Origin of the sequence: Paraburkholderia steynii (assembly GCF_900100565.1) — a bacterium.
GTDB classification, from domain to species: domain Bacteria; phylum Pseudomonadota; class Gammaproteobacteria; order Burkholderiales; family Burkholderiaceae; genus Paraburkholderia; species Paraburkholderia terrae.
Window position 1 is genome coordinate 246,020 of sequence record NZ_FNDI01000004.1, and the last position, 20,373, is coordinate 266,392.

The 20,373-nt window shown below is 63.0% G+C and carries 25 protein-coding genes; 12 read left to right on the top strand and 13 right to left on the bottom strand.

Annotated features, from left to right (window positions below):
• Positions 1-23: 23 nt before the first annotated feature.
• The 3 genes from BLT65_RS09905 to BLT65_RS09915 all read left to right on the top strand — a co-directional run bounded on the left by BLT65_RS09905 (position 24) and on the right by BLT65_RS09915 (position 1,830).
• Positions 24-359, top strand: a complete 336-nt coding sequence (locus tag BLT65_RS09905) for a YbjQ family protein (protein ID WP_042312692.1) — start codon at positions 24-26, stop codon at positions 357-359.
• Positions 360-389: 30 nt separating this feature from the next.
• Entirely contained in the window at positions 390-584 is a 195-nt protein-coding gene (locus tag BLT65_RS09910) for a YqaE/Pmp3 family membrane protein (protein ID WP_007586056.1), read from the top strand.
• Between the two features lie 121 nt (positions 585-705).
• A complete protein-coding gene (locus BLT65_RS09915; protein ID WP_091777375.1) occupies positions 706-1,830 on the top strand; it encodes a GGDEF domain-containing protein in 1,125 nt (374 codons plus the stop codon).
• Positions 1,831-1,841: 11 nt separating this feature from the next.
• Here the strand turns inward: BLT65_RS09915 and BLT65_RS09920 are convergent, their stop codons facing one another.
• The 3 genes from BLT65_RS09920 to BLT65_RS09930 form a co-directional block, all read right to left on the bottom strand.
• A complete protein-coding gene (locus BLT65_RS09920) occupies positions 1,842-2,069 on the bottom strand; it encodes a DUF2964 family protein (RefSeq protein ID WP_042312688.1) in 228 nt (75 codons plus the stop codon).
• A gap of 81 nt (positions 2,070-2,150) precedes the next feature.
• Positions 2,151-2,759, bottom strand: a complete 609-nt coding sequence (locus BLT65_RS09925) for a hypothetical protein (protein WP_042312686.1) — start codon at positions 2,757-2,759, stop codon at positions 2,151-2,153.
• Between the two features lie 82 nt (positions 2,760-2,841).
• On the bottom strand, positions 2,842-3,234 hold the full coding sequence (locus BLT65_RS09930; RefSeq protein ID WP_042312682.1) for a hypothetical protein: 393 nt from the start codon (positions 3,232-3,234) through the stop codon (positions 2,842-2,844).
• 627 nt (positions 3,235-3,861) lie between these two features.
• Between BLT65_RS09930 and BLT65_RS09935 the strand changes: the two genes are divergently transcribed.
• Positions 3,862-4,266: a helix-turn-helix domain-containing protein gene (locus tag BLT65_RS09935; RefSeq protein WP_091777377.1), complete on the top strand. Its 405-nt coding sequence runs from the start codon at positions 3,862-3,864 to the stop codon at positions 4,264-4,266.
• Between the two features lie 16 nt (positions 4,267-4,282).
• On the opposite strand, the gene BLT65_RS09940 is transcribed toward BLT65_RS09935, so the two are convergent.
• From BLT65_RS09940 to BLT65_RS09950, 3 genes are all read right to left on the bottom strand, one after another.
• The gene (locus BLT65_RS09940; protein ID WP_397326804.1) at positions 4,283-4,741 is read right to left on the bottom strand and encodes a lytic transglycosylase domain-containing protein; all 459 of its coding nucleotides are present in this window, start codon (positions 4,739-4,741) and stop codon (positions 4,283-4,285) included.
• Positions 4,742-4,810: 69 nt separating this feature from the next.
• Positions 4,811-5,194, bottom strand: coding sequence for a hypothetical protein (locus BLT65_RS09945; RefSeq protein ID WP_091777382.1), 384 nt, complete (start codon positions 5,192-5,194; stop codon positions 4,811-4,813).
• Between the two features lie 14 nt (positions 5,195-5,208).
• Positions 5,209-5,586 (bottom strand): hypothetical protein, encoded by a 378-nt coding sequence (locus BLT65_RS09950; protein WP_416365522.1) that lies wholly within the window; start codon positions 5,584-5,586, stop codon positions 5,209-5,211.
• 399 nt (positions 5,587-5,985) lie between these two features.
• Between BLT65_RS09950 and BLT65_RS09955 the strand changes: the two genes are divergently transcribed.
• A complete protein-coding gene (locus BLT65_RS09955) occupies positions 5,986-6,693 on the top strand; it encodes an MgtC/SapB family protein (protein WP_042312676.1) in 708 nt (235 codons plus the stop codon).
• Positions 6,694-6,761: 68 nt separating this feature from the next.
• Here the strand turns inward: BLT65_RS09955 and BLT65_RS09960 are convergent, their stop codons facing one another.
• A complete protein-coding gene (locus tag BLT65_RS09960; RefSeq protein WP_091777384.1) occupies positions 6,762-7,325 on the bottom strand; it encodes a DUF4142 domain-containing protein in 564 nt (187 codons plus the stop codon).
• Positions 7,326-7,555: 230 nt separating this feature from the next.
• Between BLT65_RS09960 and wrbA the strand changes: the two genes are divergently transcribed.
• The gene (wrbA, locus tag BLT65_RS09965; RefSeq protein ID WP_042312671.1) at positions 7,556-8,155 is read left to right on the top strand and encodes an NAD(P)H:quinone oxidoreductase; all 600 of its coding nucleotides are present in this window, start codon (positions 7,556-7,558) and stop codon (positions 8,153-8,155) included.
• 79 nt (positions 8,156-8,234) lie between these two features.
• Here wrbA and BLT65_RS09970 read toward each other — a convergent pair whose 3' ends face one another.
• The 3 genes from BLT65_RS09970 to BLT65_RS09980 form a co-directional block, all read right to left on the bottom strand.
• The gene (locus tag BLT65_RS09970; RefSeq protein ID WP_091777386.1) at positions 8,235-8,789 is read right to left on the bottom strand and encodes a YbaK/EbsC family protein; all 555 of its coding nucleotides are present in this window, start codon (positions 8,787-8,789) and stop codon (positions 8,235-8,237) included.
• Positions 8,790-8,875: 86 nt separating this feature from the next.
• Positions 8,876-9,889 (bottom strand): LysR family transcriptional regulator, encoded by a 1,014-nt coding sequence (locus tag BLT65_RS09975; RefSeq protein ID WP_091777388.1) that lies wholly within the window; start codon positions 9,887-9,889, stop codon positions 8,876-8,878.
• Between the two features lie 103 nt (positions 9,890-9,992).
• On the bottom strand, positions 9,993-10,571 hold the full coding sequence (locus BLT65_RS09980) for a DUF3331 domain-containing protein (protein WP_091777390.1): 579 nt from the start codon (positions 10,569-10,571) through the stop codon (positions 9,993-9,995).
• Positions 10,572-11,086: 515 nt separating this feature from the next.
• Between BLT65_RS09980 and BLT65_RS09985 the strand changes: the two genes are divergently transcribed.
• The 3 genes from BLT65_RS09985 (at position 11,087) to BLT65_RS09995 (ending at position 14,262) form a co-directional block, all read left to right on the top strand.
• Entirely contained in the window at positions 11,087-11,464 is a 378-nt protein-coding gene (locus BLT65_RS09985) for a DUF427 domain-containing protein (RefSeq protein ID WP_007586033.1), read from the top strand.
• A 467-nt stretch (positions 11,465-11,931) separates the two neighbouring features.
• Entirely contained in the window at positions 11,932-12,585 is a 654-nt protein-coding gene (locus BLT65_RS09990; protein ID WP_042312658.1) for a carbonic anhydrase, read from the top strand.
• 114 nt (positions 12,586-12,699) lie between these two features.
• Positions 12,700-14,262: a SulP family inorganic anion transporter gene (locus BLT65_RS09995; protein ID WP_091777392.1), complete on the top strand. Its 1,563-nt coding sequence runs from the start codon at positions 12,700-12,702 to the stop codon at positions 14,260-14,262.
• A gap of 130 nt (positions 14,263-14,392) precedes the next feature.
• Here the strand turns inward: BLT65_RS09995 and BLT65_RS47170 are convergent, their stop codons facing one another.
• Together BLT65_RS47170 and BLT65_RS10000 are read right to left on the bottom strand one after the other, a co-directional pair.
• On the bottom strand, positions 14,393-14,536 hold the full coding sequence (locus tag BLT65_RS47170) for a hypothetical protein (RefSeq protein ID WP_167306471.1): 144 nt from the start codon (positions 14,534-14,536) through the stop codon (positions 14,393-14,395).
• An 87-nt stretch (positions 14,537-14,623) separates the two neighbouring features.
• Positions 14,624-14,908, bottom strand: coding sequence for a hypothetical protein (locus tag BLT65_RS10000; protein ID WP_091777394.1), 285 nt, complete (start codon positions 14,906-14,908; stop codon positions 14,624-14,626).
• A 343-nt stretch (positions 14,909-15,251) separates the two neighbouring features.
• On the opposite strand from BLT65_RS10000, the gene BLT65_RS10005 reads away from it, so the two are divergent.
• The 3 genes from BLT65_RS10005 to BLT65_RS10015 all read left to right on the top strand — a co-directional run bounded on the left by BLT65_RS10005 (position 15,252) and on the right by BLT65_RS10015 (position 17,082).
• Positions 15,252-15,449 carry a hypothetical protein gene (locus tag BLT65_RS10005; protein WP_042312653.1) on the top strand — a complete coding sequence of 66 codons (198 nt, stop codon included), beginning with the start codon at positions 15,252-15,254 and terminating at the stop codon, positions 15,447-15,449.
• Between the two features lie 310 nt (positions 15,450-15,759).
• A complete protein-coding gene (locus BLT65_RS10010; RefSeq protein WP_036000819.1) occupies positions 15,760-15,951 on the top strand; it encodes a hypothetical protein in 192 nt (63 codons plus the stop codon).
• 105 nt (positions 15,952-16,056) lie between these two features.
• Entirely contained in the window at positions 16,057-17,082 is a 1,026-nt protein-coding gene (locus BLT65_RS10015; protein ID WP_091777396.1) for a S1C family serine protease, read from the top strand.
• Positions 17,083-17,975: 893 nt separating this feature from the next.
• Here BLT65_RS10015 and BLT65_RS10020 read toward each other — a convergent pair.
• Positions 17,976-20,360, bottom strand: coding sequence for a DNA polymerase II (locus BLT65_RS10020; protein WP_091777398.1), 2,385 nt, complete (start codon positions 20,358-20,360; stop codon positions 17,976-17,978).
• Between the last annotated feature and the right edge of the window lie 13 nt (positions 20,361-20,373).

Genomic DNA, 20,373 nt, shown 5'->3' on the forward strand with positions numbered 1-20,373 from the left:
GCTACAACAGGGAAGGGAACGACATGATCGAACGAAACATGGTCTCCACGGCCTTCGATTTGCCCGGCTATACCGTCGATACGTCGCTTGGCATCGCGCGCGGAATCATCGTGCGTTCGCGCTCGGTGGTGGGCGCGATCGGCGCGAGTCTGCAGACCATCTTTGGCGGCAATATCTCGCTGTACACGTCGCTGTGCGAGCGCGCCCGGCAGGATGCCTACGAGCGCATGCTAGCCGAAGCGGCGACGCTCGGCGCGAATGCCGTGATCGGCATGCGTTACGATGCAACGGAGATCGGCGCGGGCGTGACGGAAGTGCTGTGCTATGGAACCGCCGTACACGTGCGCCGCAACGTGTAACCGAAGTTTTTCAACCAGAAGGAAATGTCAATGCGTCTGCTGCTTGCTCTGCTATTGCCGTGGTTCCAGTTCTTCACGATTGGCCGGCCGTTCGCCGGGATCATCTGCCTGGTGCTGCAACTCACGATCATCGGCTGGCTGCCGGCGGCGATCTGGTCCGTGTATGCGCTCAGCCAGTACAACACCGACCGTAAGATCGACGAAGCGCTCGGCCGGCGCTCGTAAGCGCATTCGTTGCAAACACATCTGATCAGGCTGGTTGCGTGCATCGGCCTCAAGCAAATGCGCTTCGAGGCCGATAACCAGACGTTGGGCTCCTGTAGCGGGCCCCAATGCCACGGCCCAGATGAGCACAACACACACGCCCCAGTCCATCCGCCTTCGCGCACTCGTCGATACGGTGCAGCGCAACGAACGCACGTTGCGCCGCTTCCAGGATGTCGAGCTTCAATTGATCCGCGCGCAGGATTTCCTGTCGCTTTGTCGTGTGCTGCTCGACTATCTGCCGCGCGAATTCGGACTGGAGGGCGTGACGCTGTGGCTCAACGACACGCTGCCGCTGCTGCACGAACTGGCGTTGCGGCACGCGAGCAACGCGAACCGGCGAAGCAACGAGAACAACGGGGTGGCCGCCTCGTCGCTTAAGACCTCGCGCGAGATGGGCGACGCCGCCGCGCGGCTCTGTTCTCAGGGGCGTCCGTGGCTCGGCACGCCCGCGGCGATGGACGACACGGCGATCAATGCGTGCTTCGGCAGCGACCCGCGGCCTGCCAGCATCGCGCTGTTGCCGCTCGCGACGAACGGACAGCCGAGCGGCTATCTATGCCTCGCGAGCGACAACGAAAGCCGCTTTGCGCCCGGCATGGCGACCGACATGCTGGAGCGTTTTGCCGTGATCGTCGCGGCGAGCCTCGACAACGTCGCGCACCGCGAGCAGCTCGAACGCCTTGGCGCAACCGACGCGCTCACGGGTCTGCCCAACCGCCGCTATTTCGACGAACGCCTGCGCGAAGAAACGACGCGCGCGTCGCGCTACCGGCTGCCGCTGGGCTGCCTGTTCATCGATATCGACGGCTTCAAGCCGATCAACGACGCGCACGGTCACGCCGTAGGCGACCGCGCGCTGGCGATGGTCGGCGCCTGTCTGCGCAAGCAGACGCGCCTCGGCGACACGATCGCGCGCTACGGCGGCGAAGAATTTGCCGTGCTGCTGCAAGGCGACCTGAAGGATTCGCTGGTCGTGGCCGAGCGCATGCGCGCGGCCGTCGCGCAACTCGACCTGCGTGATAACGACGGCACAGGCGACGGCGCGCGCATTCCGTTGACGGTGTCGATCGGCGTATCCGCGCATGCAATGCAGCAAGGCGCCGATCTCGACGGACTCGGACGCACGCTCGTCGACGAAGCGGACCGCGCGATGTACAAGGCAAAGAGCGACGGACGCAATCGCGTGGCGACGCTCGTCGTGTAAGCGCGGCTGCGCTAGTCGTCGATGAACAGCATCGACACGTAGAGGATCGTCGACACGACGATGATCCCGGCGCCGACGAATACTTTCGTGCGGTTGAATTCGAGTCCGCCGTTGATCGCGACGGCAATGCCGGCGACGGCCGACAAGGTGCCGATCGCAGCCAGCACGACGTGCGCCTTGCTCCAGATCATTTTGCGGCGCGCGCGGCGCTTCGGGGAATTCCAGGGTTCAATAGGCATCGGGTTGATTGTGCGGGACTGCGAGATGATGTACGACTCCGTCTCGCCAGCATGGCGAGACGGAGTCGTGCAAACGCGCGCTTACTTGATCGGCGTACCGTCGCGCGTAATCTGCACGGCCGTCGCGGACACGTAGGTCGCGCGAATGCTGTCGCCAACCTTGATTTTGGTGAGTGGCACGTCCTGCGAGACTTGCAGAACCACGGTGTGCTGAGGGCCGCGCAGCGTCACCAGACGCTTCTTGCGGTCGATCTTCTGCACGGTCGCGACGACCTCGACGTGGCGAGTCTGTGTCGATGCGCCGCCTTGCACGGGTGTGGTCGTTTGCGATTCGACGCGCGAACGCACGCCCTTCGCGTCGACCTTGTCCGCCGTCAGCAGCAGCGCGCCCTTGTACGAGATATGCACCTCGTCGCCGACTTTCAGCTTCTTCACGTCGCCGACATCGGGATCGACGTCGACGATCGTCGTCTCGCCGCGCGGCCCGCGTATCGTCACTTCGTTGTTGTCGGCGTCGATCTTGACGATGTGCGCCGTGACGTCGGCGACGGCGGCCGTGCCGATGGCATTCGGAGCGGGCGAGGACGCCGGATTGTCCTGCGCGCGAGCGTCGATGGCGGGCGCGGCGAGTGCAGCACATGCGGCTGCGATGGCCAGGATGCGAACCGGACGGCGAGCTGCAAGTTGCATGGAAGACTCCTCGGTAGAATGGGCCTGTGGTCCGTGGGCCGATTGGTCGCGACGAAGCTGGGCGCGAAACCGGCGTCTGGGTTCAGGCGGGTTCAGCGACGTGGCTGGCCGCTTTTCTTCTTGCATCTTCATAGACGCGGCGTCGTTCCGCCTCGACCAGCAGGCGCTTGCGCTTGACCGACTGGCGATGAATGGGCGGCCCCATCACCGCGACGTAATCGGCATAGCGATGCTTCTGGTAGCGGCGGAAAAAGTCAGGGCCGGGCAAGCCGTTGCTCAGAGAGAGCAGCACGCCGTAGTCGATGGCCGACACCTCGCCGAGCGACGCGATGGCGCGCTCGAGTGCGTCGTAGCGCGCGGTGAGCGGATCGCCCGCGCCGAACATGGCGTGAAAGCGCTGATAACTGAGGAGACGCTCATGTTCCGCGGCGCGTCGCAATGCCAGCACGATACGCTCGACCCGTTCGGGTTCCATCTTGACCTCCGCGCGTGAAGCTCCATCACGCGAACAATGAACATGCTGCGCGACAGGCTACTGCAATTAATCGGTTATGCAGTTTATAGATGAAGTTGTTTCGCGTTGCTGGAATATTGATTTAACTCAATATGCAAAAGCATTTTTCTGGACATACGCATACACGCCGCATTTTAGAGCAGCGAACAGAGCATGAATAAATACTATTAGCGATGCAATCGAGATGTTCGATTTGTGTAGCCAGGTCTTGCCATACAACGTTCCTTAAAAACGTAGCAGGCGCACGGACCAAAGTGCGGACTGTCAGGCTGGATTGCAGTCGATGCGAGTAACTGTTACAGCATGCTAGCAAACGATTTGGGTAAGTTCAAGGCGCGCAATGTAATGCGATTGAAAAAATGTGACGAGTGATATTGTTTATCGAAATGGTTTGACTGTTTATTGCCGTTAAACGCAACGCAATAAAATTCGCAAATGATTCTTCGATATTCATGAAATTTTACGGACAGCCGACACAACCGGCCTTAGAACATATATTGGTTTTTGTCTTGTGTCATGTCATGCGCCACGCAGGCCCGTTATGCGGCACCTCGGGCTTTCGTCGTCCGACCGTCAACGAGACCGCTCATGCCTTCACGAAACGAAGCATTGCCGACTGTCATGCGCAGGCTCGCGGCGGGCAAGATGCTGATGGAAGGCGCGTCCGTTAGCGACATCGCCGCGCAGCTGCATATCTCCGAGAACACCGTGCGCAAATATCGCGCGCTCGTGAACGAGGGCGGACTGGAGTCGTTGCGGCAGATGAGTGTGGGCGGCCGTTCGTCGGTGCTAGACGAGGCCGCGATGCGGTGGATCGCGGCTGCGCTGAGCGGGCCCGCGGGTATACACGGCTTTCCGTCCGATGCATGGACCAGCAACCGTCTACGCGAGCTGATACGCGCCCAGTTCGGTGTCAGCTATTCGCGTGTCTACACGTGGCAGATTGCCACCAATCTCGGCCTCGGGCACCGGCTTACCAAATCCCGCAAATAAGCGCGCGCCGTCGTCCTCAGCGCGCCGCAGGCAGCAGTTCGCCCCAGGCGACGAGAATCTTCTGGATGCTGCGCGCGTAAGCGTCGCGCTCTTTCGGCGACTCAGAGTGATAGGCGCCGATCGCGCGCCAGGTGTTCCCGTACTTCACCATCTTCTGCTTCATGAGCCACGCGGCGACATAGATGTTCACGCAAGCGTCGGTGAGCGCGCGATGCGGAATGCCGAGGCGCTTCAGATCGCTGAAATGCACGGAGTTGATCTGCAACTGGCCGACGTCGATCGAACCGTTCGCATTGCGGTTGACAGCAGCGGCGTCGCCTTTCGATTCATGCCACGCGACGGCGCGCAAGATCAGCGGATTGACGCCCTGATAGACGGCAGCCTGCTCGAAGCAGTCGTCGGCGTGGGCGGCGCCGCACGTCAACGAGGCAAGCGAAAGCGCGAGCGCGCCCAGCGCGCATCTGAGCGGGCGCAGCGAGCGGGGCGCGGCGCGGAGTCGATGGTTGAACACGGGTGACGCTCCGTTGAGTGTGCGAATCAGCGGTTATTTCGCCAGCGCGAGGTCGAGTTGCTTGTCGACCGAGCGCAGATAGGTGCGCGAAGCGTCCGACACGACGAGACGCGCGGCGGGCGCGGTGGGCCGCACGTCGACGGCGGCGCGCACCTTGCGTTTTTTCGCGGCGGGCTTCGGCGCGAGCGGCTCGTCGTCGTCGGTCGTAGGCGGCAGCATTGCGAGCGTCGGCAGCGGCGGATAGACCTTGTCAGAGGCGGCTGTCGCGGCTGCGGTTGCGCCATTGGTGCCATTGGCAGCAGCGGCGCCGTTCGCCGACAGCGTGCCTGCGACGGCCGGCTGACCCGCTTGCGCGGCCTCGCTCATGAACGTGGTGAGCGCAACGAGGCTCGCCGCGCAGATGACAATACGGAACATGACCTGGCTTCCCCTCATGGCGTCGCGGCTGTCGGCCGGACCGACACGCTATACGGCTGGTTCGCGCCTGCCGTCAGGTTCTCGAGGCTGAGCTTCGCCGGATGCTGCGACGGCACGCCACGCCAGATTGCCTGGTTCAGGTACGGCAGATCCTGGCCGAGGGCGGTAACGAGAATCGTGGTCGGCTGCTTCTGCGCTGCGGCCAGCGCGCCCGCCTTGGCGAGCACGGCCGACAGTTGCGGATCGCGGGCGCCGAGCGCATCGGGCGGAATCGTAAAGCTGATGACATCGTTCGACACGGGCGGCTTGTCCGCCTGCGGCGCCGTATTGGCCGGCAATTGCGCGCAACCGGCCAGCGCGGCGATAACCATACAAAACGCAAGCTGCTTCACGAGCTGCTCCCAGAAGTCGTTGACGCTATTTCGGATTTGTCGGCAGAATCCCGTCGAACTTGATATGCAAACCGCAAACGTTTGCCAAATCGGGAAACTTGACTCAAGAACAGCGGTCGTTCGGAAACTCTGACCGTGGAGGATTGGGAAAAGCGGTGAGGTTGCCTCAGGGGTTGGCCGCGCAAAGAGGCATGTTTGAACGCGCAACCGGTTCTATGCGGATGGCATTTCCGCTTGTCGATCGCCGGGAGCGCCGCGGCAATCGCACTCATTTAGCGATCAACATGATCGCGTAACACAGACCTGATACACAGCCCCCTCGGGATATCGTCCCCATGCCCCCGGCTTGAGCAACCGGGCTTCATTCCACGTCGGTCCTGCATCAACTAGTCAAACGAAATGTCAGCGGATTTCATCTGGAGGCTGCTCGCCGCGTTCGCGTGCGGCGTCGCAATCGGTCTCGAACGTCAGATGCGGCAGCGCACAGCAGGGCTGCGTACGATTACGCTCGTCGCGAGCGGCGCCTGCCTGTTCGTCACGCTCGGCATGCTGACGGGCAATGGCGTCGCGGGCGTCACGCAGATCGCCGCGTATGTGGTGTCGGGTGTGGGCTTCCTGGGCGGCGGCGTGATCATGCGCGACAAGGGCTCGATCCAAGGCATCAATACGGCGGCGACGCTCTGGTGTTCGGCGGCCGTCGGCGTGCTGTGCGGCGCGGGGCATTACGGACCGGCGCTCGCGGGCACGGTCGTCGTGCTCGTGACCAACACGGTGCTGCGCGAAGTGAGCCGCGCGATCAACGCGACGCCGGTATCGAGCGCGGACCTCGTGCGCGAATATGTGTTGACTGTCGTGTGCCGCGAACAAGACGAGATCCACATTCGCACGGTGCTGTCGAACTCGATGTATTCGCAACCGCTGTCGTTTCAGAGTCTGACGAGCGAGGACGTTGAAAACGATCCGTCGCGTATCCAGGTGACGGCGACATTGCGCATGCACCCGAAGGATCAGGCCAAGCTCGAATTGATGGCGAGCCGGATCAGCATGGAGAAGAGCGTGTCGAGCGTCAGCTGGTCCGCGAAGGAAGCGGAGCCGACGCCTGAATAAAAAAGCGCATCGCGCGGCGATGCCGCGATGCGCTTTGCTGAACGTCTACTTCTATTTGAGCCGTGGGCTTACTGCGTCGCGAGATGCTTGCGTTTCGCGAGTTCCTGCGCGGCCGCGTATTGCGCCTGGATGGTGGGCAACGCCTTCTGCGCGGCTTCCTTCAACTGCGCGTCACGTCCCGACGCGATCTCCGCCTGGAACGCCGACAGCGTCTTCTGCTCGCCGCTCAATGCAACCTGCTCGATATACGCCTTGTCGAATTCCGCGCCGCGCAGATTCTTGATGCTGTCGAGCGTCGCCGTATCCGGATTGTTGTGCGGCACGTCGACGCCGCGCGGGCTCGCTGCGCGCAGCGCATTGGCGATCGTGAGGTTGTCGGCAGCGGCCTTTTCGGCGAATGCCTTCACGTCGCGGTCGGTCGAACGCGACGTCGCGATGCGCGCGGCATCGCGCTGCGTGGCGACGTTTTGCGTGCCGTCGTTGATGAAGGTCTGGTCGGCTGCATGCAGCCGCACGGAATCCGCGGACGCGGCCTGTGCCGGTTGCGTGGTTTGCGCGTGTACCGCCGATGCGAACAGCAACAGACTGGTCGTGGATGCACAGACGATGGAAGCGATGGGCAAACGGATCATGTGTTCTCCTTCAGTGATGTATGAATCAGCCGAAGGCATTCTAGGGGCCGGTCCCGCGTGCAGGTGAAACGACGATGTCGCTTGTGTAACGGGGCGTAAAGCTTGTGGCGCGCGGCGATGCAATGCGTTCGCGCGCCGAGTGGCCCTGCGAAGACATTTGCAGCGCGTCAGGAGTATCGTGAGCGGCACGGCAAACGGTGCCGGCTTCGCACACTCGTCAGGAGATCGCAATGGCCAAGGTTCTCGTTCTCTATTACTCGTCGTATGGGCATGTCGAAAAGATGGCGGAGGCCATCGCGGAAGGCGCGCGTGCCGCGGGCGCGCAGGTCGATATCAAGCGCGTGCCGGAGACCGTGCCCGAAGAGATCGCGAAGAAGTCGAACTTCAAGCTCGACCAGCAGGCACCCGTTGCAACGGTCGCCGATCTCGAGCAATACGATGCATTCGTGGTTGGCACGGGCACGCGTTATGGACGCATGTCGTCGCAGATGGCCGCGTTTCTCGATCAGACGGGTGGACTCTGGATGCGCGGCGCGCTGAACGGCAAGGTCGGCGCGGCGTTCGCATCGACGGGTACGCAGCATGGCGGCCAGGAGACCACGCTGTTCTCGATCATCACGAACCTGATGCATCTGGGGATGATCATCGTGGGCTTGCCGTATAGCCATCAGGGGATGATGAACATGACGGAGATCGTCGGCGGCGCGCCTTATGGCGCCACGACGATCGCAGCGGCCGACGGCTCGCGTCAGCCGAGCGCAATCGATCTCGAAGGTGCGCGGCACCAGGGCGAACTGGTCGCGAAGACGGCGGCGAAGCTGTTTGGTTGAACGGTTTTTTGCTTGTTGACGTCGGCGGCGGGGCGCATTGAATGCACAAGAACTCGCGTGTGATTCAATGCGCCGTCGTTCAGGCCGCTGCTGGCGCGTCGGGCGGCAACGTCAGTTGCGCGACTTCGACGTTGTCGAGCTGTTCGAGCACGGACGGCGCGAGCAACAGCTTCGCCTTGCGAATGCCCGCGCCCATCACCACTTGCCGGCGTTCCATCACGCCGGCATCGACGAGAACGCGCCAGTTCGCGGGCAAGCCGAACGCCGTGATGCCGCCGAACTCCATCGCGCTCTGTTCCGTCGCGATCTCGCGCTGCGCAAACGAAATGCGCTTTGCGCCCAGCACGGCTTTCACTGCGCCATTGACGTCGAGCCGTAGCGAGCCGAGCGTCACGATGGCGGCCAGATGCTCGCCGCCATCCTTCTTGTACTTGACGACGATCGTGTTCGCGCAGTCGTCCATCGGAAAGCCATAGCGTGTGCTGAAGTCGGCGGTGTCCGAGGCGTCGTCGGTGACGGCGAACACGACGATGTCGCGGCCTTCGATGGATGCAGCGACGTGTGAGGGAAGATGTGCGCCGATGCTGTCGGGCGCAATGATGTCGAGCTTCTGAAGCGGTTCGTGCGAAAGCATGGTGACCTGTGAGCAGTGAGCGGACGAAAACAACGCGCACACATTGTACGATTTGCGGCCTTGTTTACGGCATCGCGCGTATGGAGTCAGTCGCTGCGCGAGTGTGCTTTGGTAGTGGCTTTCACGGGAAAAAGATGCACGCTCATGAAGTCGACGAAGGCCCGCATTTTCGGCGTCAATTGCCCGCCCGAAGGCCACAGCGCGCGAAACACGCTGAGCGCGCCCGAATATTCGCGCAGAACCGGCACGAGCGCGCCGCTCTCCACCTGCGCGCGCACCGTGAAATCCGGCACGCAGGCCAGGCCGAGATCCTGCTCGGCCATCGCGATCAGCGGCTCGACAGCTGTTGCGACGGCGGTCGTGGGCAAGTCGATATCGATCGATTCGCCATCGCGTTCGAGCGGCCAGCGGCGCAGCTTCCCCGTCGTCGGAAAACGATGCTGAAGACACGCATGATGGACGAGTGCCTCGGGCGTCGTGAGCGGCGGATGCTTCGCCAGGTACGCGGGTGACGCGACGATCAGATGCACATACGTGCCCATGGTTCGCGTGATCAGTTGCGAGTCGTTGACGTCGCCCGTGCGCATCACGACGTCGAAGCCTTCTTCGATCACGTCGACCATGCGGTCGCTGAAGTCGATGTCCAGTATGATTTCGGGATACGCCTTCATGAACTCGCCGATCACGGGCATCATCAGCTTCGTGACCATTGGCATGCTCACGCGCAGCTTGCCGCGCGGCGCTGCATGCGCGAGCGCGAGTTCACTCTCCGCGGCCTCGATCTCTTCGAAGATGCGCTGGCAGCGCGTGAGAAACAGCGCGCCTTCGGGCGTGAGCGTGATGCTGCGCGTGCTGCGATGAAATAGCCGCGCGCCGAGCCGTGTTTCGAGTCGTGAAATGGCCTTGCCGACTGCCGAAGCCGAGATGCCGAGCTGACGGCCCGCTTCGGTGAAACTGCGGGTTTCGGCGGCGCGCACGAAGATGTTGAGCGAGCCGAAGCGGTCCATTGCGCCCGTACTCGTCGTGCCGTCGATCGTCGCCGACGACGCGGAGTGCAGCTTGACGGGCGCCGTGCGCGCCACATCGGCTTGTGTAGCCATGGCAGGTCTCCGGACTGAAAGCGCCGCCCGGCGTGTCAGCGCGAGCGGCGCGTCGCACGCTAGCCGTGCGCGTCCGAAGTGTAGCGCGTGCGCGCCGTGTCGATCATTCGAGGTCGTCGAGCTGTTCCGCGAGGATCATCTGCGACATGTTGCGCGGGCGGCTCGACGGACGGCTGAACGGTCCATAGACGGCATCGCCGCGCACGATGCTGGCGCCCGTCAGCGCACACACGCCGCGCGAGCGCGCAATGCGGCGCACCCACAACTGCTCGGTATAGCGGCCGGCCGTCGAATCGCGCCACGTGATCGAAATCGACTTCGCGCCGAAGCGTTCGACGAACGTGATCACCGCGTCACTATGCTGGCTCGCCGCTTGCGCGCGTTCGGCGGTGGGGCTGCGGCGCGCGGGACGCGCGGCGCAAGCGCCCTTGTCGCATTTGTCGGAAGATGCGAGCTTGCTGTCCTGCGCGGGCGACTTGCCGAGTCGCGAAATCGTCGCGGTCCACGGGTCGTGCAGCGCGGGCGCGGCGGGCGTAATACCGCCGCCTGCAGGCTCGGACCGAAGGTCGGCGTACAGCGTTTCCTTGCGACGCAGTTCCGGCTCACCGTTCGCGCGCCGGTTTGCGTGGGCGCGAGGCCTGGGTTCAGGCGTAGTGCCTGTTGCAGTTCCAATCCTGCTCACGTCGACTCCTCGTTAAAGCGTGGCCCATCGAGGCGGCTCATTCGATCACGCAGAACCTTACGTTCTGCTTTTGATGGCCACCCGGCAGCCGCATTTGCGGCCACTTGCGCGCGGGCGAAAACGCATGCGCCGCGCGTCGCTGCGCCCTGACGGCGTGCGATGGGAGCGGCTTCACGCTGCATCACAGCGTTGCAATCAGCTTTCGCGGCCGGCACGGATGACCGGTCGCATGGCGTGCATCCTAACGGCTTGCCATTGGCAGATAAATGCCAGCTAAATGAACACTCAATTTATCTAATTCAAACAATGGGACGGCACGGATACGGCAAACGACGCCAATCGCTTGCCGTATCAGGCTGTCCGGCGATGCATATGCACACCGATCGTGCGCGGAAACGCCCGATAGCCGCCACGCGGCGCAAGGTCTTGTCTTGACATCGCAAGACGGGCGACCATACTCGGACGGTACTTCGCCGCCCGGCCACAACCTGTTCCCATCGGAAGGACACGTCGACATGCACAAGACAGTGAAGATTCCCGGACCCGATCACCCCATCACGATTGCAAAAAGCGGATCACGCGTGGTCGTGTCCGTGGCAGGCCACAAGATCGCTGACAGCACCGACGCGCTGTCCTTTCATGAAGCGTCGTACCCGGAAGTGCTCTACATTCCGCGCAAGGACGTCGACATGTCGCTGCTCGAACGCACCGGTCATTCGACGTATTGCCCGTACAAGGGCGAGTGCAGCTACTACAGCATTCCCGCCGGCGGCGAGCGTTCCGTCAACGCGGTGTGGAGTTACGAAAGCCCGTACGAAGCGGTCGAGTCGATCCGGGAACATGTTGCGTTCTATCGCGACCGCGTGGACGCCATCGAGGTCAGCGCGCAATAAGTACGCAATGAGGACGCAATGAGACGCAAGCGGGCGGCTAGTTTCTGGCCCGTTGCGGCGACACCGAAGCCCTCGTTCGAGGGCTTCAAGACTTTCACTTCTTCCATCGAATCGCGACGCGTCGTCGCCGGTTCTCCGTCGTATTTCCGTCGTTGACATCTTTGTCAAAAGTGACCAGAACGTGTGAAAACGCGATCTGACGTCGCACGCTTGACGGAAATCAATGACGAAAAAATCCCGTTCCGAAATGCTCCGCTAGCCCACCGTACAACCGCTCGATCAAACCGGGGAAAAGCCCGAAAGCCGCATGTATGCACGCTTTCAGGGCATCGGATGCAGCGGGCATTAAATGATTTTTGTTGATTTTTTTTCGGAACCTTCTTGCCGTAAGCTTTTCGTAAACACCATCACGTTTGTCCGCGATGGACTGACTCCGTTCAATTCAGAACCCGGCAGGAGCCCGATCGATGAATCATCCAAAACGCTTATTGCTGTCCAACCTGGCGTGGTCGCAAGAGGTCTCGGCGCGCGAGCCCGAGTTCTTCACAGAACTCGCGCGCGGCCAGCAGCCGCGCTTCCTGTGGATCGGTTGCTCCGATAGCCGCGTGCCCGCCGAGCGCATCACCAACGCGCAGCCGGGCGAGCTGTTCGTCCATCGCAACATCGCGAACCTCTACACCTCCGACGACGGCAACACGTCGAGCGTGATCGAATACGCGGTGCATGCGCTGAAGGTCGAGCACGTGATCATCTGCGGACATCATCATTGCGGCGGCGTGCGCGCCGCGCTGTCGCCGCCTTCGGATGCGCTGCCCATCGTGAACCGGCGCATCGCCGGTTTGCGCGAGCTCGCCGGACGTCATCGCGACGAACTGCATGCGATCGCGGATTTCGACGAACGCGTCGACCGCTTTGCCGAGTTGAACGTGATCGAGCAGGTGCGGCTGTTGCGCGAGTCGCCCATCGTGCGCCGCGCGCCGCGTCCGCCGCAGGTGCATGGCTGGATTTTCGGGCTGCGCGCAGGGCTTATCACGCAACTCACCGATATGGATGAAGCCCGCGACATCGCCGTTATGCACGCCGAGCCGCCCCCATCCGTCGCTGTGCGCGACGCCGCGTAGCGACCTTCGGGCAACGCCCCTTTCAGACTTACTCACGCCTTTTCACGTTCATGTTCATCGAGCCGCCGGCGCGCGTCGCCGGGCGGCGTGGCTCAACTCGACCTTGCGGATCCCATGCACACTCCACCTGTTTCCCGTCTATCGAACCTGCGCAGCGATGTCTTCGCCGGGATCGTCGTGTTTCTCGTCGCGCTGCCACTGTGTCTGGGCATCGCCACTGCGTCCGGGGTCGATCCGTTTGCCGGGCTGGTGTCCGGCATTGTCGGCGGACTGGTCGTCGCGCTGTTGAGCGGCTCGCATCTGAGCGTGAGCGGGCCGGCTGCGGGCCTCGTCGTGATCGTTGTGTCGGCGATCGCATCGCTCGGCAGTTTCTCCGCGTTTCTCGCCGCCGTGCTGATCGCGGGTGCGTTGCAGATCGGCTTCGGCCTGCTGCGCGCGGGACAGCTTGCCAGCTTCGTGCCCGTCGCCGTCATCAAGGGCATGCTGGCTTCGATCGGCATCATCCTGATCATCAAGCAGATTCCGCTCAGCGTGGGGCTCGTGAGCGGCGCGGATGCCAACGTCGCGCACGCGGCCATGCTGGCGACGCCGTTCGGCGACCTGTCGATGGTGACGACTGCGCTCGCGCTCATCTCGGTGGCGATGCTGTTCGCGTGGGAGACGCCGCGCGCGAAACGCTACGCGATCGTGCGCATGCTGCCGGGGCCACTCGCGGTCGTCGCGCTCGGCATCGGCGTGACGCTCGCGCTCGATGTGCTGGCGCCCGCGCTCGCGGTGCCGGCTGAGCATCGGGTGTCGCTGGTGTCGCTGGATTCGTTCGCCGCGCTGACGGGCGCGATTTCGATGCCCGACTTCAGGCAACTCGTGGATGGTGACGTCTGGCGCGTCGGCTTGACGCTCGCCATCGTCGCGAGTCTGGAAACGCTGCTGAGCCTCGAAGCCGTCGAACAGATCGATCCGAAGCGCCGCCGCGCGTCACCCGACCGTGAGTTGAAGGCGCAGGGCGTGGGCAATATGGTGGCGGCCGTGCTTGGCGGTCTGCCGCTGACGGCCGTGATCGTGCGTAGCTCGGCGAACGTGAATGCGGGCGCGCAGACGCGCATGTCGGCCGTGATTCACGGCGTGCTGCTGCTGGCGAGCGTGTTCGCGCTGACGGCCGTGCTGAACCTGATTCCGCTCGCGTGTCTCGCGGCGATCCTGATTCACACGGGCTACAAGCTTGCGAAGCCGGCGCTGTTCGCGGCGATGGCGCGCGAAGGCGTCGACCGCTTCGTGCCGTTCGTGGCGACGATTGCTGGCGTGCTCGCGACGGATCTGTTGATCGGCATTGGCATCGGCATTGCGACGAGCGCGGTGCTCGCGCTGCGCTCGAACCTGTCGCGCACGTTCACGCTGACGTGTCACGACGATCACTATCTGCTGGTGCTGCGCAAGGACGCGACGTTCCTGTCGAAGCCGATGCTCACGCGCTGTCTCGCGCAGATTCCGGATCGAGCGACGGTGCTGATCGACGCGGAGCGTGCCGATTTCATCGACCGGGATATCCGCGACACGCTCGATGCGTTCGTGGGCGAGGCGGCGCAACGGCAGATCACCGTCGAGCGTATGCGCTGGCCGGAGCCGGCGGCTCAGGAAGGCCGGGCGGCGCTGCCGTCACTAGGCGCGACGACGGGCTGACCCGTAAAAAGGGCGCGATAGCGCGCGGCGGCGCGCGTTATCGGTCTATTGGAACAGCAGTTTCGGAAAGTGCTGGCCGGAAGGCGAGGGCGCCGATGGTCAGCGCATCCTCGCCGTATCGGCGGAAGGATTACTCGGCGATCGAAAAACGCGACGACCGCGTCTGCTTCGCCTTGCTGGGACGCTCGACACGCGGGCTCGCGCCGCGGATGAACAGCACTGCGCACAACGCCACCATGGCCCAGATGCAGAGAAGTACGGTCAAGACGTCCATTTTCAGTTCCAGTCTCAGTCAGTCGGCGCTGCAGTTGGTGCGGTTGCTGCCGTTCAGTTCAGTTCGCCCGGTCGCGCGGGCGGCCGGTCAATGCGTGGTGTGTTGCGTCTCGCCGTCGAACAGAAGCTCGTCGATCAGCCGCGTGGTCAGTGCAAGCTGCTTCTCCAGCGATACGCGAGCCAGTTCCGCGCTCACCGCATCGCCACGTGCGACGGCGGCGTGCGTCTGGGTGGCGAGGCGCAGCACCGTGTCGGACGCGAGCTGCAAGCCGCGCATCAGATCGGACTCCGGGTATTCCCGCGGGTTATTCCATTCCGGCGCGTTGAGCGCGTCGGGCTCGAACGGGTTGCTGCTGTCATGACGGGAAGACATTTCAGGCTCCTCAGTACACTGGCATGACTGCAGTGTGCGCTGCGGGGCCGGCGTTCAATCGGTCGAACAGAGGCCGATTTCGGATTCATACCGCCGTCATCGAAATGTGCCTGCGAACGACCAGAATGCCCGCTTCCCGTCCACATCCCGGCGAATGGTAAGCAACTGTTATTGCCCGGTCTGCACGTAGAGGCCCTGGGTTGCGCGGGCGCCTTTCTTGCGCGGGTCGAGTGTGAGGCGCGGTGGCTGTCCGTTGGTATCGAGCCGTAATGCACTGTCACAAGTGGTCACGCACGTCTTCTGTAGCGTCTGCTCAAATGACAGAAGAGAAGGGAGAACGACCATGAAAAAGCTTCTGACGCTGGCAGCCGTCGCCGTGGCGACGATTAGTTTGGGAGGCTGCGTCGTCGCGCCGCCGTATGGTTATGGGTACGCGCCCGCCTACGGCTATGGCTACGGGCCGGGGTACTACGCGGGGCCGTCGGTGAACGTCGGCATCGGCTATAGCTGTTGCTGGGGCCATGGCGGGTGGCATCGGTAAGCGCGTGGCCGCGACAGGGTGAACTCAGGCCGCACGGCGGGAATCATCCAGAACGATCACGTCATCGAGATCCAAAGAAGCCGGATGTGGATGCGTGAGCGTCCCGTCCGGCTTTTTACGCGGCGCGGCATGTGGGCGGCCCGGTGGCTGGCGTTCGACGTTCGGCGTTAGGCGGCGCACATTGCGGGCGCATGCGGGGCCGCGCGCGCTGCGGGTTGCTGTACGATCTCGGAAAGAATGCGCCCGCGCGATAGCGGTGCGCCTTCCGACGCCACGATTTCGCAACATCACCTACGTTTTCGCACCCAGCATGGACTACCGCGTTACCTACGAGCACAGCCTCGCCACCGCCCCCGACGACTTCATCGTGAATGTGCCGTCGCAACTGGTGTCGGACGTGCCGTCGAACATTCCCAAGGCGCTGCTGCCCGAAGCAATCGAGAAGCTGATACTCGAACGTTCTCCGCGCATCGGCCGCATCCGCAACCTCAGGCTCATCTGACTTTTTCCCCGGGCCGGCCTCGTCGTTTTTTCCTCGCCGGCCGCTGCGCTTGAAAATGGCTTGCTTGCCCTGCAACTGCGGCTCTCGTTTATACGGAGCCTTGTCATGGGAAGCCGTCCCCGTTTTGTCGACGATCTGTCGGGTGTACTGCCGAGCGCCTCTGCCGCCGGATCGTCCGAAGACGACGCACTCCTCGACGCCTATTCGCGCACCGTCATCGATGCGCTCGAACGGGTGCGGGCGGCCGTCGTCTTCATCACTGTTGAGCGCCGCGTGCCGGGCGCGCCGGAGCGCCATGCGCGCGCGGGCACCGGCTCGGGCTTTATTTTCACACCCGATGGTTATCTACTGACCAACAGCCACGTCGTGCATGGCGCGACGCATATCCGCGTGCAGCTCGCCGACGGCACGAAGTTCGACGCCGATCTGGTCGGCGACGATCCGCACAGCGACCTGGCCGTGTTGCGTGTCGGCTCGCCGGAGCCGTTGCCGCATGTCGCGCTTGGCGAATCGGGCAAGCTGCGCGTCGGTCAGATCGCGATCGCGGTTGGTAATCCGCTTGGGCTCGAGCAGACGGTGACGGCGGGCGTGGTTTCCGCGCTTGGGCGCTCGCTGAGGTCGAACTCGGGGCGCATGATCTATGACGTGATCCAGACGGATGCCGCGCTCAATCCGGGGAATTCGGGCGGGCCGTTGATCAACTCCGCGGGCCAGGTGATCGGCGTGAATACGGCGATCATTCCGGGCGCGCAGTCGATCAGCTTCGCGACGGCGATCGATACCGCGAAGTGGGTCATCATGCAGATTTTTGCGCACGGGCGCGTGCGGCGCGCTTATATCGGCGTGGCGGGTACCACTTTCGCGCTGCCGCGGCGTGTGCAGCGGTATTTCGCGCTGGAATCGGAAAGCGGCGTGCGGGTGATGGAGATCGTTAAGGAGAGTCCTGCCGCGCTCGGCGGGCTGCGGACGGATGATACGATCGTTGCGGTTGATGGGCAGGTTGTTGAAGGTGTCGATGCGCTGCAGCGCGTGATGGATGGGTCCAGGATTGGGCGCTCTGTGAGCGTGTCTGTTTTGCGCGGGGCGCAGCGGGTGGAGGTGGTTGTTGTGCCTGTTGAGCAGAGTGTTTAGGGTTTGGTTTTGGGTTTGGGTTTGGTTTTGGTTTTGTCTGCGACGCTGGGTGGTGGTTTGGGTTTTTGCTGGCAGCCGGTTTGGTTGTTCTAGACGTTGCGCTGGCATCCGCGTTACGGTGTTTGTGGTTTCGCTGGCATCCGCGCTATGCCTTCGTGCTTCACGCGTCGCCCCTGTGCGGGGCGGCACCTACTTTTCTTTGCCGCCGCAAAGAAAAGTAGGCAAAAGAAAGCGGCTAACACCGCCAACACCTCTCCTTGCCTGAGGGCCCCCAAAGGGTCTTACGCTTCACACGGCAGCCTTTCTGTTTGCGTGCGTTGCCAACGCTTCGAATGAACGCCGCACCCGCCTCGAATACCCGTACTCGGGCAAGCGGCTGCGAATGGTATGTGCCGCCCAGGTGGCAAACTGTGTGTAGGTTGTCGCGTCGCATAGGGTAGCGCTCTTACATGGTGGAACGCGCGCGCTATCGGTCCGGAGTGACGCGTGTGGAGCACAAGGGGCCTACACACAGTTTGCCACCTGGCGGCAGTGGACTATCCGGCACGGCATGGTGAAGCGCGGGTGCGTGAAGCGGGTGAGGCGCGCCGCAAGAGCGCTGGCAACGAACATGGGTCACGTGATTGCCGTGTGAAGCGTAAGACCCTGTGGGGGCCCTCAGGCAAGCACAAGAATTAGCGGTGTTAGCCGCTTTCTTTTGCCTACTTTTCTTTGCGGCGGCAAAGAAAAGTAGGTGCCGCCCCGCACAGGGGCGACGCGTGAAGCACGCTAACAAAGCGCGGATGCCAGCGAAAACGCAAGCAAACCAAACCGCGGCGCATGAAGCCCAAAGACAAAACGCGGATGCCAGCGCAAAGTCAAAACCACCCAGCGTCGCAGACAGAAAAACCCCCTCAAAACAACTGCTTCTGCCCCGAAGCCAACGTAGCAAAATCATCCTTCAACAAAGGCAAAATCGCATCCGCAACAGGCTGAAGCTGCCGCGTCAGATAATGCTCATAGTCGATTTCCGAGCGCAGCGTTTCGAGCGGCTCAGGCCCGCTGCCTGTCATCACATAACTGATCCATCCACCATTCTGATATTGAAGCGGCCGACCGCGCCGCCGGTTGAACTCATCGGCGGAACGCGCAGCACGCACATGCGGTGGCACATTGCGCTCATAGTCGGACAGCGGCCGACGCAGCCGCTTGCGATACACGAGCAGATCATCGAACTCACCCGCCAGCGTGCGCCGCACATAATCGCGCACATAATCCCGATACGGCTGCTGCTTGAAAACGCGCAGATACAGTTCCTGCTGGAACCGCTGCGCAAGCGGTGTCCAATCGGTGCGCACCGTTTCGAGACCTTTGTAGACGACTTCTTCACTCCCATCGGCAAGCACAGTCAACCCCGCGTAGCGCTTCTTGCTGCCTTCCTCCGCGCCGCGCACGGTCGGCATGAAAAAGCGCTTGTAATGCCGCTCGAATTGCAACTCCAGCGCGCTCTCCAGCCCGAAGCGCTCGCGCAAATGCTCACGCCACCATGCGTTGATTCCGCCAACCAGCTCTCGTCCGATGCGCGCCGCGTCTTCCTCATCATGCGCGTGGCGCAGCCACACAAAAGTCGAATCGGTGTCACCGTAGATCACCGCATACCCGCGCGCTTCGATCAGCTCGCGCGTGCGGTGCATGATCTCGTGGCCGCGCATCGTGATCGACGACGCAAGGCGCGGATCGAAGAACCGGCAGCCCGTCGATCCAAGCACGCCATAGAACGCGTTCATGATGATCTTCAGCGCCTGCGATAACGGCTTGTTCTGCTCGCGCTTCGCGGCTTCGCGTCCTTCCCACACCTGCGCAACGATCGACGGCAGGCAGTGGTGCGCGCGCGAAAACCGTGCGCCAAGGAAACCGGGCACGGAATGCTCATCGTCGGGGTGACGCACGCCGTCGACCAGCCCCACGGGATCGATCAGAAACGTGCGGATGATCGACGGATACAGGCTCTTGTAGTCGAGCACCAGCACGGAATCATAGAGGCCCGGCTTCGAGTCCATCACGAAGCCGCCAGGGCTGGCCGCGCCCGCAACGTCGCCTAGATTCGGCGCGACGTAGCCGAGACGGTGCATGCGCGGCATATATAGATGCGTGAACGCCGCCACCGACCCGCCGCTGCGGTCGGCAGGCAGCCCCGTGACAGTCGCGCGTTCGAGCAGGAACGACAGCAGGTCCGTCTTGCCGAAGACGCGCGTGACGAGTTCGCAGTCTTTCAGGTTGTAGCGGGCAAGCGCAGGCTTGTCTTCGTCGAAGCGGCGCTGGATTTCGTCCATCCGCTGATACGGGTTGTCGATCGACTTGCCTTCGCCCAGCACGGACTGCGCGACGTATTCGAGGCTGAACGACGGAAAGCTCCACGTGGCCGAGCGCAGCGCCTCGATGCCGTCGATGATCAGCCGCCCCGCCGCGCCCGCAAAGAAGTGGTTCTGCTTCAGGCCATGCTCGCGCCATTCCATCACCGCGCCGCCGCGCCCGATGCGCAGCGGCACGCCGCACTTCTGCGCGGTTTCATGCAGCACTTTCAAATCAAACTGCACGACATTCCAGCCGATGATCGCGTCGGGATCGTGCGTCTCCAGCCATCCGATCAGCCGCTCGATCAGTTGCGCCCGGGTGTCGCAATACTCCAGCGCGAAATCGATGTCCGTCGCGTCGCCGTTCTGCGGGCCGAGCATGTACACCTGACGCTGCCCGCAGCCTTCCAGCGCGATCGAATACAACTCGGCGTGCGCGCTGGTTTCGATATCGAGCGACACCAGCTTGAGCTTCGGACGATAGCCGCTCGCGGGCTTCATGTCGGCGTTCAGCAACGGCCCGCTGGCGGGATTCGCCTCGCCGCCGAACAGCACGGGCGCGGTGATGAAACGCTCCATCATGTAGCGATCGGGCGGGAACACGTCGGCTTCGTAGACGTCGACGCCGCCCTGTTTCAGACGTTTTTCGATCCCGGTCAGCTGCCAATACTGCGGGCAATACAGCCCCAGCACCGGCCGATGCTGGAAGTCGCACAAATCGAGCGGGCGCAGTTCGACGCCGCGCGACTGGGCGTTCTTCTCCCGATGCAGCACGTCCTCCGCGCGCTCGCGGTGCGCGGCGGGGATGAACGCGACGTTCGGCTGCGGGCGCAGGCGGATATGACGCGGACCGTCGTCGGTCGCGAGCCAGAACTCGACCTCCGTTCCGGCGGCCGTATCGCGCCAGTGACGGGTGAGAAGAAACCCCTTTTGAAGCTCACTCAAACGAAAACCTCTG

Excerpts from the sequence above, each read along its gene's own strand:
- BLT65_RS09905 (WP_042312692.1), top strand. The coding sequence starts at position 24 with ATGATCGAACGAAACATGGTCTCCACGGCCTTCGATTTGCCCGGCTAT.
- BLT65_RS09935 (WP_091777377.1), top strand. The coding sequence starts at position 3,862 with ATGCCTTCACGAAACGAAGCATTGCCGACTGTCATGCGCAGGCTCGCG.
- BLT65_RS09970 (WP_091777386.1), bottom strand. The coding sequence starts at position 8,789 with ATGCTTTCGCACGAACCGCTTCAGAAGCTCGACATCATTGCGCCCGAC.
- BLT65_RS10005 (WP_042312653.1), top strand. The coding sequence starts at position 15,252 with ATGAAAAAGCTTCTGACGCTGGCAGCCGTCGCCGTGGCGACGATTAGT.
- BLT65_RS09925 (WP_042312686.1), bottom strand. The coding sequence starts at position 2,759 with ATGCAACTTGCAGCTCGCCGTCCGGTTCGCATCCTGGCCATCGCAGCC.
- BLT65_RS09975 (WP_091777388.1), bottom strand. The coding sequence starts at position 9,889 with ATGGCTACACAAGCCGATGTGGCGCGCACGGCGCCCGTCAAGCTGCAC.
- BLT65_RS09945 (WP_091777382.1), bottom strand. The coding sequence starts at position 5,194 with ATGTTCCGTATTGTCATCTGCGCGGCGAGCCTCGTTGCGCTCACCACG.
- BLT65_RS09915 (WP_091777375.1), top strand. The coding sequence starts at position 706 with ATGAGCACAACACACACGCCCCAGTCCATCCGCCTTCGCGCACTCGTC.
- BLT65_RS10015 (WP_091777396.1), top strand. The coding sequence starts at position 16,057 with ATGGGAAGCCGTCCCCGTTTTGTCGACGATCTGTCGGGTGTACTGCCG.
- BLT65_RS09955 (WP_042312676.1), top strand. The coding sequence starts at position 5,986 with ATGTCAGCGGATTTCATCTGGAGGCTGCTCGCCGCGTTCGCGTGCGGC.
- BLT65_RS09995 (WP_091777392.1), top strand. The coding sequence starts at position 12,700 with ATGCACACTCCACCTGTTTCCCGTCTATCGAACCTGCGCAGCGATGTC.
- BLT65_RS09910 (WP_007586056.1), top strand. The coding sequence starts at position 390 with ATGCGTCTGCTGCTTGCTCTGCTATTGCCGTGGTTCCAGTTCTTCACG.
- BLT65_RS10010 (WP_036000819.1), top strand. The coding sequence starts at position 15,760 with ATGGACTACCGCGTTACCTACGAGCACAGCCTCGCCACCGCCCCCGAC.
- BLT65_RS09920 (WP_042312688.1), bottom strand. The coding sequence starts at position 2,069 with ATGCCTATTGAACCCTGGAATTCCCCGAAGCGCCGCGCGCGCCGCAAA.
- BLT65_RS09930 (WP_042312682.1), bottom strand. The coding sequence starts at position 3,234 with ATGGAACCCGAACGGGTCGAGCGTATCGTGCTGGCATTGCGACGCGCC.
- wrbA (WP_042312671.1), top strand. The coding sequence starts at position 7,556 with ATGGCCAAGGTTCTCGTTCTCTATTACTCGTCGTATGGGCATGTCGAA.
- BLT65_RS09985 (WP_007586033.1), top strand. The coding sequence starts at position 11,087 with ATGCACAAGACAGTGAAGATTCCCGGACCCGATCACCCCATCACGATT.
- BLT65_RS09990 (WP_042312658.1), top strand. The coding sequence starts at position 11,932 with ATGAATCATCCAAAACGCTTATTGCTGTCCAACCTGGCGTGGTCGCAA.
- BLT65_RS47170 (WP_167306471.1), bottom strand. The coding sequence starts at position 14,536 with ATGGACGTCTTGACCGTACTTCTCTGCATCTGGGCCATGGTGGCGTTG.
- BLT65_RS09960 (WP_091777384.1), bottom strand. The coding sequence starts at position 7,325 with ATGATCCGTTTGCCCATCGCTTCCATCGTCTGTGCATCCACGACCAGT.
- BLT65_RS10000 (WP_091777394.1), bottom strand. The coding sequence starts at position 14,908 with ATGTCTTCCCGTCATGACAGCAGCAACCCGTTCGAGCCCGACGCGCTC.